The following is a 15,168-nucleotide window of genomic DNA, read 5'->3' as shown; positions in this document are numbered from 1 at the left end:
TGATACTATCCTAACCAGAGGCTGTCAACAGTGAAGATGAATTTACCCCCTTTTATTGAGCTATATCGGGCATTGATCGCCACACCGTCCATCAGTGCCACCGACAGCGCGCTCGATCAAAGTAATCATACCTTAATCAACCTGCTGGCAGGCTGGTTCGGCGATATCGGCTTCCATGTTGAAGTCCAACCGGTTCCCGGCACCCTCAATAAATTTAATATGCTAGCGCGGATTGGTGAAGGAAAAGGTGGCTTATTGTTGGCAGGGCACACCGACACCGTTCCGTTCGACGACGGTCGCTGGACGCGCGACCCCTTCACGCTGACCGAACACGACAACAAGCTGTACGGTCTGGGCACGGCGGATATGAAAGGGTTCTTTGCCTTTATTCTGGATGCCTTGCGCGATATCGATCCGACCAAGCTCACGAAGCCGCTCTATGTACTGGCAACGGCGGATGAAGAAACGACGATGGCTGGCGCCAAATATTTCTCCGAATCCACGCAGATTCGCCCGGACTGCGCCATCATCGGCGAACCCACCTCGCTGCAACCAGTGCGGGCGCACAAAGGCCATATGTCCAATGCGATTCGTATTCAGGGTCAATCCGGCCATTCCAGCGATCCTTCACGCGGCGTAAACGCGATTGAGCTGATGCACGAGGCAATTTCCCACCTGTTGGTGCTGCGCAATACCCTACAGGAACGCTATCACAACCCAATTTTCCACATTCCTTACCCCACGATGAATCTCGGTCATATTCACGGCGGCGATGCCGCAAACCGTATCTGCGGCTGCTGTGAACTGCATATGGATATTCGCCCGCTGCCGGGTATTACGCTTAACGATCTGGACGGACTGCTGTCAGAAGCACTTGCGCCCGTCAGCCAGCGCTGGCCGGGTCGGTTGACCATCAGCGAACTGCATCCCCCGATTCCCGGCTATGAGTGCCCGCCCGATCACCGTCTAATATCAGTCGTGGAGAATCTGCTGGGGACGAAAACGGAAATTGTGAACTACTGCACCGAAGCGCCGTTTATTCAGACGCTGTGCCCGACGCTGGTCTTGGGGCCGGGATCGATCGAACAGGCGCACCAGCCGGATGAATATATTGATACCGCGTTTATCAAACCGACGCGGGAACTGATTTCGCAGGTTATTCATCACTTCTGCCACCACTGATCCGATGAAAGCGGCCTTGTCAGCTATGCTGGCAGGGCCATTTTGAGACAGCCCATGAAAAAGAAAGATTTCATCGCGCAGGATTTACTGAGCAAAATCTATCAGCACACCGATCCGCTGCCGGAAAAGCTGCCGCCGGAACGCCAGTTGGCGGAAGAATACGGCGTGTCGCGCTTTACTATTCGTCAGGCGCTGGAAAAACTCGCCAGTATCGGCGCGATCCATATGGTGCAAGGCTCGGGTAATTTCATTAATCAGGGCGTACGCAGTAACCCACTGGTTTATAACTCGATTACCGAAAAGAAATTTACTCAGATTTCATCTCGCCTGCTTAGCCTACATAAACGCCTGCCGAACCGAGAAGAGCAGCAGGTCTTTGCTATCAGCGACAATGCGTTCATCTGGGAATTCAGCCGCTTACGCTATGTCGATAACCGCAAGGTGCAGATTGAGATATCGAAAATGCCTGCCGCAGACTTCCCTGAGATGAGTCAGAAGATTATTGAAGGCTCTATTCAGCAGTATGTGCTCAGCAAGGGCTATGCAATTTCACACTACCTGACACATTATCAGGCGGTTAACGTCACTAAAGCACAGGCTGAGCTGTTGGGCTGCAAGAAAGGCACGGCGGCGATGCATATTCTTAATCGCGGAATTTTACAGGGCGGGCGCGTGTACGAATCGAGCGATATCATCGATATAGATTACACCTGCACCTACGTCATCCCCTTAAACCTCGATAACCTAGCCTTCCGTCAGTCGCCGTAAGCGACTCAAGGCGTATGCATCGTGCCATCTGGCAGGCGACTCTGCGTCCACTCGTGCGGACGATAGACGACAGGGAACTGCCGCGCTGCATCCAGATCGATGCCGACACCGATACCGGGACGCTCAATCGGGTACAGATAGCCATTCTCCGGTTCCACCGCCTGCGGGAAGACCTTGCGGGTATTTTCTGGGTAAGCGACAAACTCCTGAATCGCGGCGTTGTGCAGGTGGATATTGAGGTGAATATTAACCGCCGCGCCGATGGGCGTCATATCCGGCGGACAGTGCCACGCTAACCGAACGCCAAAGTTCTGACAGAATGCGCCCAGTTTCAACGCAGGCGTAATCCCGCCAATCTGTGAGACATGGCAGCGAATAAAATCAACCTGACGGTTAATCACCAGATTTTGCCACTCGGCGGGGTTGTTAAACAGCTCTCCCGTCGCCAGCGGCACCGCGCTCTGGCTACGGATCTGCGCCAGCCACTCGTTTTGCGCAGGCGGCAAAATATCTTCGATAAAATAGGGACGATAAACTTCTACTGCTTTGGCGAACTGCACGGCCTGATTCGGAAACAGGCGTTCATGGACATCATGCAGGATGTGAAAACGATCGCCGTATTTCTCCCGCAAGGCACGGAACATGGCGAGCGTGTTAGCCATGTACTGATCCTGATCGTAATAGGCTCCCTCCGTTGGCTGCCGCGTGCTGTGCAACGCATCAGGATTACCGCCATAGAACCCTAACTGGCAGCGGATATGGCGATAGCCTTGCGCATAAAGCCGCTCGACTTCCTGATACAGTCCATCCAGCGTATCGCTGGCAGCATGGCTGTATGCGGCAATCGCATCGCGAGATTTCCCACCAAACAGGTGATAGAGCGGCATATCCGCCAGCTTACCCTTGATGTCCCACAGCGCCATATCGACACCCGCGACAGCATTGTTGATAACCGGCCCGTTACGCCAGTAGGCGTTGACCATCATCATGTGCCACAAATCTTCGATATGGTTAGCATCTCTTCCCAATAGCAGCGGTTTGAGGTACTCGTCTACCATCGCCTTTACGGCGAGCGGGCGCTGCTGGAAGGTTGCACACCCATAACCTGTAACGTTTTTATTCGTATGCACCACCACCGTCACCAAATTATGGCGGTCAGGGCGGGTAACAAGACATTCAATGTCAGTAATGATTGTTGGCAACACAAAAATATCCTCCGGTGCGTTTACCGGAATAGTCACGCCCAGTAAAAACACAGTCTAAAATCAGTTTCTTTTTTGTTTTCTACTTATTTTTTCTTTTATTGTAAACCTATTCTTTAAAAGAATTATTTTGGTTTAAAAAACTCGCTTAATTGATTAAAAAACCAGACCAATTATCAGTTACTGGCAATAAAAACCCCTTTAAAGCCTAATCATGTGATGGACTTCATGTTTTATTGGTTTGTTTTTTTATTTTTAGTTTTTTATTATCAGTGGGAATAATTTGACCAAAAATAACATAGTGCTATGCAGGGGTTTATTCCATGGGAAAAAATGAGGTTATTCAGTCAATCATTAAACTGGTTGGCGGAAACGAGAATATTAATAAAGCCTGGCACTGTATGACGCGGCTTCGGTTTGATTTAGTTGATGAAAGTAAAGTGCAAACCGACGCAATCAAGAACCTGCCGGGGATATTAGGTGCGCAACACCAAAGTGAGCAATTTCAGATTATTATCGGGCCGCAGGTCAATGAATACTACGAACTGTTGAACGCACAGCTTTCTCCTACCGCCACGGCACAGCCAGACGCGCCGAAGCAGAAAAAAGGGCTGATCTCGCTGTTCATGGATACGGTTTCTGGCGTATTTGGTCCCATCGTGCCTGCTATCGCGGGTGCGGGGATGATCAAAGGGCTACTGGCAGGGCTGATCGCCTTGAAAGTAGTCTCTGCCAAAACCGATACCGTTATCGTTATCGACCTGATCGCCAGCGGCGTGTTCTATTTCTTGCCGTTCTTCCTCGCAATCTCAGCGGCCAGGATATTCAAAACGAACGAATATCTGGCAGCGGCTGTCGCTGCTTGCCTGATGTACCCGTCGCTAATGGAAGCGGCGAAGGCACTAGCCAGCAATAGCCCTAATGCGGTCAGCGCCTTTTACTTCGTGGGCGTACTGCCCATTCCAGTGTTCAACTATGCTGCTAGCGTCATCCCAGTGATTTTCTCCGTGCTGGCGTTGAGCTATATCCACCGCTGGGTCGACCGCATCATGCCTTCGATCCTGAAAACCGTGTTTACTCCAACGCTGACGCTGTTTATCGCCGCGTTGGTGTCCCTCACGGTTATCGGACCATTCGGGATCTATCTCGGTAAACTACTGGCACTGTTTATTCAGAGCCTGTTCGATGTGTCGTCTATCTTTGCTGGTTTCGTGGTCGGTGCGATTCGGCCTGTCGCTATCCTGACTGGGATGCATCATGCGATGACGCCCATTGCGCTGCAAAATTTCAGCAATCAAGGTTTCGATATGCTGATGCCAATGATGTGTATGGCTAATATGGCGATTGCTGGGGCAACATTTGCTATTTACTTCCATGCCAAAACCCGTCAGGACAAGTCTGTCGTACTGTCTGCTGGGGTTTCAGCACTGCTCGGTATTACCGAACCTGCACTCTTCGGCGTACTGACTAAGTATAAAAAAGCGTTTATCTCCGCCACCGTTGCCAGCTCCATCGCCTCGGCCTTTATTGCGTACTTCGGTGTCCGGCTATATGGCTACATTCTGTCGAGTATTTTCAGCTTGCCAGCCTATATCGGCCCGTACTTTAGCTATGCCGTCTCCGGTATGGCTATCGCCATCGTGCTTTCTTTTACTCTGACCTACATTCTGGTTGTCAGAGCCTCCAAGCAGTCATAACCGCACTCGCGGGGCCGCTGCGCCCCGCGTTTCTTCCCCCCACGATACTCTAAATAATTCGAGTTTCAGGAAGGCGGCAAGGCGTTTTTGAACAGCGCTTACGCTGACCCTGAAGGGGTGAGGCATTTATAAGCCTTGTAACGCGGCAAGCGAAGGAATCCCGATGAGCTTACTCAGGTAAGTGATTCGGGTGACTGACAAATCTGCCAAAGGCAGATTTGAACGCTGCAAGCAGCGGCCCCAGCGGGGCGAGGCACACGCAAGTGTGCCGAGTATCGTAGCCAACGCACATGCAACTTGAAGTATGACGAGTATATAAGTTGTCCTAATATCCGCGCCTTTGTAATTAAATTTCACAAATTGCCAAACCCTCACCAATACAAGTACAAAGAATAAGGAGAAGAAAGAATCGTCAATTGACGAACTCGCCTTATCGTGGCTAGATGGAGGCAGCGCGTCAAAATATGTCAAGTGAAATAAACTTACAAAAATGGTAGGGATGGTCAGGGTAACTATGAACGAACAATATTCCGCAATGCGCAGTAACGTCAGTATGCTCGGCACACTACTCGGCGATACCATCAAGGAAGCACTGGGTGAAAACATCCTTGATAAAGTCGAAACAATCCGCAAGTTGTCAAAATCATCCCGCGCAGGGAATGAAAAACATCGTCAGGAGTTGCTGACCACACTGCAAAACCTGTCTAACGATGAACTGTTGCCCGTTGCTCGCGCGTTCAGCCAATTCCTTAACCTGACCAATACCGCTGAGCAATATCATACGATTTCACCGCACGGTGAAGCGGCGAGTAACCCGGCACAGCTTTCCAGCGCCTTTAAGCGCCTGAAAGAAAGTAAAGATCTGAGCGAGCGAGATATCCGTGATGCAGTGGAATCGCTGTCGATCGAGCTGGTGCTGACCGCCCACCCCACCGAGATCACCCGTCGGACGCTGATCCACAAGCTGGTAGAAGTGAATACCTGCCTCAAACAGCTCGATCACAACGATCTGGCTGATTATGAACGCAATCAGGTCATGCGCCGTCTACGCCAGTTGATCGCACAGTCTTGGCATACCGATGAGATCCGCAAAATTCGCCCTACCCCGGTAGATGAAGCCAAATGGGGCTTCGCCGTAGTGGAAAATAGCCTGTGGGAAGGCGTACCCGCATTTTTACGTGAACTGGATGAACAACTGGAACAAGCTTTCGGCTACCGTCTGCCGGTTGACGCCGTCCCCGTACGCTTTACCTCCTGGATGGGCGGCGACCGCGACGGCAACCCAAACGTCACGGCAGAAGTCACTCGCCATGTGCTGTTACTCAGTCGCTGGAAAGCCGCCGATCTGTTCCTGCGTGATATTCAGGTGCTGGTTTCCGAGCTGTCGATGTCCGAATGTACGCCGGAGCTGCTGGAATTAGCAGGTGGCAGCGAGGTTCAGGAACCGTACCGTGCCATAATGAAGTCACTGCGCTCACAGTTGAGCTGCACGCTGAGCTATCTGGAAGCACGCCTGACGGGTGAAGAACGTCTGCCACCTAAAGACTTGCTGATTACCAACGAGCAGTTGTGGGAACCGCTCCACGCCTGCTACCAGTCGCTGAAAACCTGCGGCATGGGCATCATTGCCGACGGTAGCCTGCTGGATACGCTGCGTCGCGTACGCTGTTTCGGTGTACCGTTGGTGCGCATTGATGTCCGTCAGGAAAGCACCCGCCACACCGACGCGCTGGCCGAAATTACCCGCTATCTGGGTCTGGGCGATTATGAAAGCTGGTCAGAATCCGATAAGCAGGCATTCCTGATCCGTGAACTCAGCTCCAAACGCCCGCTGCTGCCGCGCTACTGGGAACCGAGTGCAGATACCAAAGAAGTGCTGGATACCTGTCGGGTCATTGCTAAAGCACCACAGGGTTCTATTGCCGCTTACGTTATTTCAATGGCGCGTACGCCTTCCGACGTGCTGGCCGTTCAACTGCTGCTCAAAGAGGCTGGCTGCCCGTTTGCTCTGCCCGTCGCGCCGCTGTTTGAAACGTTAGACGACCTGAACAACGCCGATGATGTCATGACGCAATTGCTAAGCATCGACTGGTATCGCGGCTTTATTCAGGGCAAACAGATGGTCATGATCGGCTATTCCGATTCGGCAAAAGACGCAGGCGTGATGGCCGCATCCTGGGCACAGTACCGTGCACAAGACGCGCTGATCAAAACCTGTGAGAAAGCGGGTATCGCACTGACGCTGTTCCACGGACGCGGTGGTTCCATCGGTCGCGGTGGCGCACCAGCTCACGCCGCGCTGTTGTCACAGCCGCCGGGCAGTCTGAAAGGCGGCCTGCGCGTTACGGAACAAGGCGAGATGATCCGCTTTAAATACGGCCTGCCGGATGTCACCATCAGCAGTCTGGCGCTGTATACCGGTGCGATTCTGGAAGCGAACCTGCTGCCACCACCGGAGCCAAAACAGGAATGGCACGAGGTGATGGATGAACTGTCCCGCGTGTCCTGCGATATGTACCGCGGATACGTTCGTGAAAACCCAGATTTCGTTCCTTACTTCCGCGCCGCTACGCCGGAGCTGGAGCTAGGTAAACTGCCGCTGGGGTCACGCCCGGCTAAGCGTCGTCCGAACGGCGGCGTGGAAAGCCTGCGCGCGATCCCGTGGATTTTCGCTTGGACGCAGAACCGTCTGATGCTACCAGCGTGGCTCGGTGCCGGGGCTGGGCTACAGAAAGTGGTCGATGACGGCAAGCAGGAGCAGTTGGAAGAAATGTGTCGCAACTGGCCGTTCTTTTCGACGCGTATCGGCATGCTGGAGATGGTGTTCGCCAAAGCCGACCTATGGCTGGCGGAGTATTACGATCAGCGTTTGGTAGAAGAGAAACTGTGGCCGTTAGGAAAACAGCTGCGCGATCAGTTAGCCGCCGACATCAACATTGTGCTGGCGATCTCCAACGACGATCACCTGATGGCAGATCTACCGTGGATCGCCGAGTCGATCGCACTACGTAACGTCTACACCGATCCCCTGAATGTGCTGCAGGCCGAACTGCTGCATCGTTCACGTCAGCAAAAACAACCGGATGCCGACTTGGAGCTGGCGCTGATGGTGACCATCGCTGGCGTCGCAGCAGGTATGCGTAATACGGGTTAATCATCCAAGCAGTAAAAGCTATGCGGAAGTAAAAACCACACTGAAGCAAAAACAAAGGCCGGTCAGTTGACCGGCCTAAAACTAAAACCTTACACCAGATATTTATCCTGCAAATAATTCCGCGCACGATTATCCAGACCGTATTCCACTTCAAGCCAGCTGTCGATCGATCCGTGTCGTTCGTAGATAGCCTGCAACGCCGTCACGATGAACTCTTCCTGCACTGATAGCACATAAGAGAACTGCCCGAGCGCTTTCTCATTCAGCGTTTCCGACAAATGCGCCAGTAGCTGCTGGCGGAATGGCGTCAGTGTCGTATCCGTGAGCAGGTAATCTTCCATCACGGTTTGCTCATCTGCCCCCAGCGCAAACATCACCAGCGCCGAACCGATACCCGTGCGATCTTTACCCACCGCGCAGTGCTGTACCAACCCGCCCTCATCCGGCCGTAATAACAGCGACACCAGCTGTTTATAAGCAGAATTATTGAAAGGCAAACGGCGGTAAAGTTCCAACATAAACGCTCGGGAATCAAAGGCCGCCAACACATCAGACCCCAACGAATCCAGATTGGCTGTCACTTCGTGACGTAATGGATTAGCCGGATAGGCGTGATAATTGGCCCCAGTCCATAATATATCCGGCTTCTGCGCAATTTCATCGACATCCCGATAGTCCACGACATGAGAAATAGGCACGCCAGCAAGGTGTTCACAGTCCGCCTGACTCAGCAGATCCAGCGAGCCAGAACGAAAAAGTTTACCGTGTCGGATAAGCCGCCCATCAGCAGCGCGGTTACCACCTAAATCACGGAAATTGATTCCGCCGTCAAGCGGTAATAAAGAGGGATGAAGCAACGTTGGTTCGGTCATACATCTCCTTGCGAGGTTGAAAGGCGAGCAAGGCAACCGTATTACACACGCAGAGCGCGTCGCAGGTTAACCCAATAAACCAGAACAAGTTATTAGGATAAAGGCTGGCCTCTGCGATGACCAGCCCAAAATACCATCAGTTTTTGTGCTTATTCAGCGGCTAACAAACTGCGAGTCGCGTCCAGCAGCACTTTGATCACGTTCGTCTCGGCCAGCTTCATCGTTGCTACATCTGGGATTTCCTGCTGGGTACGATTAACAATAATCCCAGCGATCATACCTGCTTTTAGCCCCTGACTAGCACACATGGTCAGCAGCGTGGCTGATTCCATTTCATAGTTCAGAACGCCCATGCTCTGCCACTCTTCCATAGAACCGCGGAAACGACGTACAACACGGCCAGAGAAAGTGTCATAGCGTTCCTGACCGGGATAGAACGTATCTGAAGATGCTGTGATGCCCACATGCAACGCAATACCCGACGCTTTCGCCGCGTCCACCAGCGCAGTGGTGCAGCCAAAATCAGCAACGGCTGGGAACTCCATCGGCGCGAAGTGCAGGCTCGCACCGTCAAGACGTACAGCGGCGGTGGTGACCAGTACATCACCGACATTAATACCGGGTTGAATCGCCCCCGTTGTGCCGACGCGTAGGAAAGTACGAATGCCGAGCTGAGCCAGTTCTTCTACCGCGATTGACGTTGACGGCCCGCCAATACCCGTCGAGCAGACAATCACCGCTTTTCCGTCCAGCTCAGCACGCCAGGATGTAAATTCGCGGTGTGATGCCAGATGCACCGGGTTATCCATCAGGCGAGCAATTTTTTCAACACGCTCAGGATCGCCGGGCACGATAGCCAGCGTTGCGCCCTGTAAATCATTCTTGACCAGACCAAGATGGAACACATCAGATGTAGACATAACTGCCTCCCGGGCAATCAGTTGGGTATTCAGAGAAATCGCGCCGAACGCCTCATCTATGCTGCTTGTAGCAGTCTGTAAGCGTCCGTCCAATAAAAGACTCTAGCGCATCAGTACGTTTTTTTAAGTGATGAGAGTCACCTACCAAAAAGAAACGGAGATCAACATACATAAAAAATGTGACTTAAATCACTTTTTATCGGATGGGAAATTCATTTTTGCCGATTAATTGTCTTCTAGTGTAGATTCTTTAATCATTGATAGTATTTATCATAGATGCTCTGAAATCCCTCTTTATATGAAAGCCAGTTGGCCAGTAACAGGAGAGCGCGTAATGAAGACTGATGAACAGACGACCTTCAAACATCTTCCCCAAGGGTTATCCCCAGCAGTGGAACCGCAGAGCTTCTCCATCATTACGACGGATTCTGTCGGTATTATTGCCAGTGAAACCACTATTCCTTCTCAGGGGGAGCAACTACCCGCGTATATCGCCAGACCGGCGAACCATGACGGGCCGCTCCCAATTGTCCTGGTGGTGCAGGAGATTTTCGGCGTTCATCAACACATTCAGGATGTCTGCCGCAGGCTCGCCAAACAGGGCTATATGGCCATTGCACCAGAGTTGTATTTTCGTCAGGGCGACCCTAGCCAATACAACGACATTCAGCAAATCCTGACCGAGCTGGTGCATAAGGTTCCTGATACGCAGGTGCTGTCCGACCTCGATCACACCGCTAACTGGGCGATTAAACAGGGCGGCGATGCCAGTAAGCTGGCGATAACGGGGTTTTGTTGGGGCGGGCGCATCACCTGGCTCTACGCCGCGCACAATCCGCAGCTCAAAGCGGCCGTTGCCTGGTACGGCAAATTTACGGGTGAGAAAACGCTGAATAGCCCCAAAAATCCGGTCGATATCGCAACAGAATTGGAAGCGCCCGTGCTGGGGTTATACGGAGCGAAAGACGGGAGTATTCCGCTGGAACACGTGGATATCATGCGGCAGGCGCTGCGTGCCGCCAACGCGACGGCAGAAATTATTGTCTACCCCGATGCCGGGCATGCTTTCCATGCCGATTATCGCCCTAGCTACCATGAAGAATCCGCACGTGACGGCTGGCAGCGTATGCTGGCATGGTTTCAGAAAAACGGTGTGGCGTAACACCATCACACGTTTCCGTTCTTACCTACGATCTAAAACGCCACCAAACAACGGTGGCGTTTGTTTCACCGTGTTATAGAGCCACCCTTAGAACGTAGTCCAATTGTCGTTGTTGCTTTGGTCTTTCGCCGCTGCTGGTGCTAAAGATAGCGTTGGCGTGCGCGTTGGTGCCGATGCGTAAGAGGCGGTTTTACCATTGCCATACGACAGAAGTTTAAAGGTGCTCACCGCCTCCGCCAGAACGGAGGCCTGTGCTTGCAGGGAAAGTGCCGCAGAGGCAGATTCTTCAACCAGAGCCGCATTCTGCTGGGTCGTGGTATCAATTTGCCCAACAGCTAGGTTCATCTGGTTAATCCCGTCGCTCTGTTCACGGCTGGCCTGCGAAATTTCGCTGATGATCTCATTCACATCGCGCACGTAGCCCGTTAAACCGCTCATCGTTTCTTCGGCGTTATCCACCAGCGACATCCCTTCCTGAATTTTGCTCACGGAATCGTCGATCAAATCCTTAATCTCACGCGCGGCTGTCGCACTGCGCTGTGCCAGAGAACGTACTTCCCCCGCCACCACCGCAAAGCCACGCCCTTGCTCGCCCGCGCGCGCCGCTTCAACCGCCGCGTTCAGCGCCAGAATATTAGTCTGGAATGCAATGCCGTCAATGACGCCAATGATCTCCGCCATACGCTGGGATGAATCACGAATGCCGCGCATTTTCTGCGTTACGGAAACCATGACGTCACCGCTTTGCTTCGCAGCACTAGAGGCTTTATTCGCAATGTCTGTCGCCTGCTGCGTGTTTTCCGCCGTATTTTTAATAGTGGAGGTCAGCTGTTCCATTGAAGCTGCTGTTTCTTCCAGTGAGCTGGCCTGCTCTTCGGTGCGCGATGACAGATCCTGATTACCTGCGGCGATCTGCGAGGCTGCACTCGATATCGTTTCCGCCCCGTCACGTACCTGCCCGACAATCGTACTCAGGCTGGTGTTCATGTGATCCAACGATTGCAGCAGTAATCCTGTTTCATCTTTGCTGGTAACCGTGATTCGAGAGGTCAGGTCGCCCTGCGCCACTCTGTCTGCCACTTGCAGAGCCTGCTGGATCGGTCGGATTACGCTGCGCGTGATCGACCACGCAATCAACGCTCCAAATACGGCACCCAGCGCTAAAATGAGCAACAAAATCATGCGGGTATTACTGTATACCTCAGCCATAGCTTCAACGGAGGTATCCATCGCATCATCTTGGTAATTCACTAATTGTTTCACTGCATCACGGTACTGCCGCTGGACCACGTTCAGGTTGTTGTTGAACTCCTCGATCGCGGCTTCCCGATTGCCCGCCACGACTTCGCTGATGATTTTATCGCCAGATTTCAGAAACTCGGTACGAATCGCGCGGATGGCACGTAGCTGGGTGACCGAACGCTCTTCAACGGTTTGGCTTTCTAGCTTGTCCAGTAGACGACCAATTTCCTGACGGAATTCATTCACGCGAGTGACGTTTGTCTGAATTTGCACCTGATCAGAGACCAGCATGAGTCGCTGATAAGCAACTAGAATACTGGTGACATTATCGATGAGATTATTGGCATCCACCGTCTGTGGATAGACATCTTTCACGATACTTCTGGCACTATCCTGAAAGCCGGATAGCTTAGACAGGGAAAAAATACTCACGACGAACAGCATCACAATCAGGATGGCAAATCCCGCTCCCAATCGATAACCAATACGCCAGTTTGCTAAATTCATGTCTCACTCCTTTTAGGTAATGCATAGCAATGTCAATTGCGCACATGTCGCAGCTTGTGGAACCACAGGGCGGAGAATGGCTGGCTATCCGAAGGAAAAAGCGGTTTCCCTCTGACGCACCAGAGATACCTTGAGGCAGGCATTTTTACGCACACTCTCAGCATGAGAGGCGCGATCAAAAATCAAATAGTTTTCCTCAGATGTTGAGGTGTAAAAATGGCAATAAATCTAACAGTAGTACAAATACGGTTGATAAGACCGCAGAGACGTTGTCGAGGTGAGATGATGGCCTTCCCTCTCCGTATTCGTGCATCCATAGCCGTTCCTGTGTTATTCGTTTTATCGGCAACCGGTTTCTTATCTTTACAATTTGATCGTTTAAATCATTCAAAAACAGATAATAAATAGATTTCAACTATCAAAAGTCAAGTTTTGATCGGAAAAATCACAGACCAACCCACCAACCATTAACATAAATAACGCATCTGTTACATAAAATAATAGTCAGACATATTTGATATTAAAAATAAAGAGATGAGAATATTTCTTAAAAAAGGATAACTATATGAATAGTAATAGAAAAAATAATATTTACTCTATGTATCGAGGTGGCAGAATCAGAGAGGCGATTGCCCCCCTGATGCAAGAGACGTTACGCAGCAAAGCAGCCAAATGATGGCAGTAACCTTACTCTTTCCTTGCCAGCACCAGAGACAACGTTGGTGTGCTCATTGGCACCGATGCATAAGAACCAGCATTACCGTGGCTATACGACGGTATTTTAAACGCGCTCACTGCGTCTGCCAGAACAGAGGCCTGCGATTGCAGAGACAGAGCCGCAGAGGCGGATTCCTCAACCAGAGCCGCGTTTTGCTGGGTCGTGGTATCAATCTGTCCAATCGCCAGATTCATCTGGTTAATCCCGTCGCTCTGTTCACGGCTGGCTTGTGAAATCTCACTGATGATGCCGTGTACATCCTTCACGTGAGCCGTTAATCCCCCCATCGTTTCTTCAGCGGTATCGACAAGCTCCATGCCTTCGCGAATCTTGCTCACAGAGTCGTCGATCAAATCCTTGATCTCCCGCGCAGCAGTCGCACTGCGCTGTGCCAGTGAACGGACTTCCCCCGCCACTACCGCAAAACCGCGCCCTTGTTCGCCCGCACGCGCCGCTTCGACGGCCGCATTCAGAGCCAGAATATTGGTCTGGAACGCAATACCGTCAATCACGCCAATGATCTCCGCCATACGCTGAGATGAATCACGTATCCCACGCATTTTCTGCGTCACAGAAACCATAACGTCGCCGCTTTGTTTGGCAGCTCCCGTCGCCTTATTGGCAATCTCCGTCGCCTGTTGGGTGTTTTCCGCCGTGTTTTTAATGGTGGATGCCAGTTGCTCCATCGAGGCTGCCGTTTCTTCCAGCGAGCTGGCTTGCTCTTCAGTACGCGATGACAAATCCTGATTACCCGCCGTGATTTGCGACGCGGCCGTCGAAATCGTTTCCGCGCCATCGCGCACCTGACCAACAATCAAACTCAGGCTGGTGTTCATACGATCCAACGATTGCAGCAGCAATCCGGTTTCATCCTTGCTGGTAACCGTGATGCGTGAGGTCAGGTCGCCCTGTGCCACTCGGTCTGCCACTTGCAAAGCTTGTTCTATTGGCCGGGTTACGCTGCGCGTGATCGCCCAGGCAATCAGCGCCCCAAATACGGCACCCAGCGCCAAAATAAGCAGTAAAATTATGCGAGTACTGCTGTATACCTCTGCCATGGCTTCGACAGACGTATTCATCGCATCATCCTGATAATTCACCAACTGCTTCACCGAATCACGGTAATTGCGTTGAATCACGTTCAGGTTGCTATTGAATTCTTCTACGGCGACGTCGTTATTACCCGCCAACGCATCACTAATAATTTTATCACCGGATTTTATGAACTCGGCACGAAGCACGCGGATGGTCTCTATCTGTTTGCGGGAACGCTCTCCTGAAGCATTGCTTTCCAGATTGCCTAGCAGGCGACCAATCTCTTTGCGGTACGCCATAATCCGATCCACATATCCCTGACGCTGCTCTTGGCCTGATACCAACATCATCTGCAAATAGGCCACAAAGTGCCCATTCACATTATCGATAAGGTTATTGGCATCCACCGTTTGTGGATAAACCTCTTTGACGATGTCTCTGGCACCATCCTGAAAATTGGACAGTTTAGACAGGGAAAAAATACTCACGGCAAATAACATCAGAATCAAGATGGCAAATCCGCCACCCAATCGATAGCCAATACGCCAATTCGCTAAATTCACATCTCACTCCTTTTAGGTAATAAATAATAATGACTACTGCGCACGGCGCACCGCCGAATAACGTCGTAGAGTGGTGAAATAATCGTTTTTTCGGGAAAGAAAAATATGCTTTGTGGGTATATTTAACATACCCAAAAGAGAGTAAT

At 51.6% G+C, this 15,168-nt stretch carries 10 protein-coding genes; 5 read left to right on the top strand and 5 right to left on the bottom strand.

Translation table 11 applies throughout. The features are described from left to right. The first annotated feature begins 30 nt into the window (after positions 1–30). Together argE and GZ59_RS00975 are read left to right on the top strand one after the other, a co-directional pair. Positions 31–1,182: an acetylornithine deacetylase gene (gene argE / locus GZ59_RS00980; RefSeq protein ID WP_011091830.1), complete on the top strand. Its 1,152-nt coding sequence runs from the start codon at positions 31–33 to the stop codon at positions 1,180–1,182. A gap of 54 nt (positions 1,183–1,236) precedes the next feature. Continuing rightward, positions 1,237–1,950 (top strand): GntR family transcriptional regulator, encoded by a 714-nt coding sequence (locus tag GZ59_RS00975; RefSeq protein ID WP_039289481.1) that lies wholly within the window; start codon positions 1,237–1,239, stop codon positions 1,948–1,950. A 5-nt stretch (positions 1,951–1,955) separates the two neighbouring features. On the opposite strand, the gene GZ59_RS00970 is transcribed toward GZ59_RS00975, so the two are convergent. Beyond that, a complete protein-coding gene (locus GZ59_RS00970; protein WP_011091828.1) occupies positions 1,956–3,155 on the bottom strand; it encodes a starvation-sensing protein RspA in 1,200 nt (399 codons plus the stop codon). Positions 3,156–3,475: 320 nt separating this feature from the next. On the opposite strand from GZ59_RS00970, the gene GZ59_RS00965 reads away from it, so the two are divergent. Both GZ59_RS00965 and ppc read left to right on the top strand, forming a co-directional pair. Next, complete coding sequence (locus GZ59_RS00965) at positions 3,476–4,849, top strand: PTS transporter subunit EIIC (protein WP_011091827.1); 1,374 nt, start codon at positions 3,476–3,478, stop codon at positions 4,847–4,849. A gap of 514 nt (positions 4,850–5,363) precedes the next feature. Beyond that, positions 5,364–8,003 (top strand): phosphoenolpyruvate carboxylase, encoded by a 2,640-nt coding sequence (gene ppc, locus GZ59_RS00960; RefSeq protein WP_011091826.1) that lies wholly within the window; start codon positions 5,364–5,366, stop codon positions 8,001–8,003. An 89-nt stretch (positions 8,004–8,092) separates the two neighbouring features. On the opposite strand, the gene GZ59_RS00955 is transcribed toward ppc, so the two are convergent. Both GZ59_RS00955 and udp read right to left on the bottom strand, forming a co-directional pair. Further along, positions 8,093–8,875: a tyrosine-protein phosphatase gene (locus GZ59_RS00955; RefSeq protein WP_039289478.1), complete on the bottom strand. Its 783-nt coding sequence runs from the start codon at positions 8,873–8,875 to the stop codon at positions 8,093–8,095. A 149-nt stretch (positions 8,876–9,024) separates the two neighbouring features. Further along, complete coding sequence (udp, locus tag GZ59_RS00950; protein ID WP_039289475.1) at positions 9,025–9,795, bottom strand: uridine phosphorylase; 771 nt, start codon at positions 9,793–9,795, stop codon at positions 9,025–9,027. Between the two features lie 334 nt (positions 9,796–10,129). Here udp and GZ59_RS00945 point away from each other — a divergent pair, with 334 nt between their 5' ends. Then, the gene (locus tag GZ59_RS00945) at positions 10,130–10,957 is read left to right on the top strand and encodes a dienelactone hydrolase family protein (RefSeq protein ID WP_039289473.1); all 828 of its coding nucleotides are present in this window, start codon (positions 10,130–10,132) and stop codon (positions 10,955–10,957) included. Positions 10,958–11,044: 87 nt separating this feature from the next. On the opposite strand, the gene GZ59_RS00940 is transcribed toward GZ59_RS00945, so the two are convergent. Continuing rightward, a complete protein-coding gene (locus GZ59_RS00940; protein WP_039289471.1) occupies positions 11,045–12,706 on the bottom strand; it encodes a methyl-accepting chemotaxis protein in 1,662 nt (553 codons plus the stop codon). Between the two features lie 687 nt (positions 12,707–13,393). Further along, positions 13,394–15,022: a methyl-accepting chemotaxis protein gene (locus GZ59_RS00935; RefSeq protein WP_039289469.1), complete on the bottom strand. Its 1,629-nt coding sequence runs from the start codon at positions 15,020–15,022 to the stop codon at positions 13,394–13,396. Positions 15,023–15,168: the final 146 nt, after the last annotated feature.

Origin of the sequence: Pectobacterium atrosepticum, assembly GCF_000740965.1 — a bacterium.
GTDB classification, from domain to species: Bacteria; Pseudomonadota; Gammaproteobacteria; order Enterobacterales; family Enterobacteriaceae; genus Pectobacterium; species Pectobacterium atrosepticum.
Note: the sequence above shows the minus strand (reverse complement) of the source record. Positions and strands in the feature narration are given on the sequence as shown.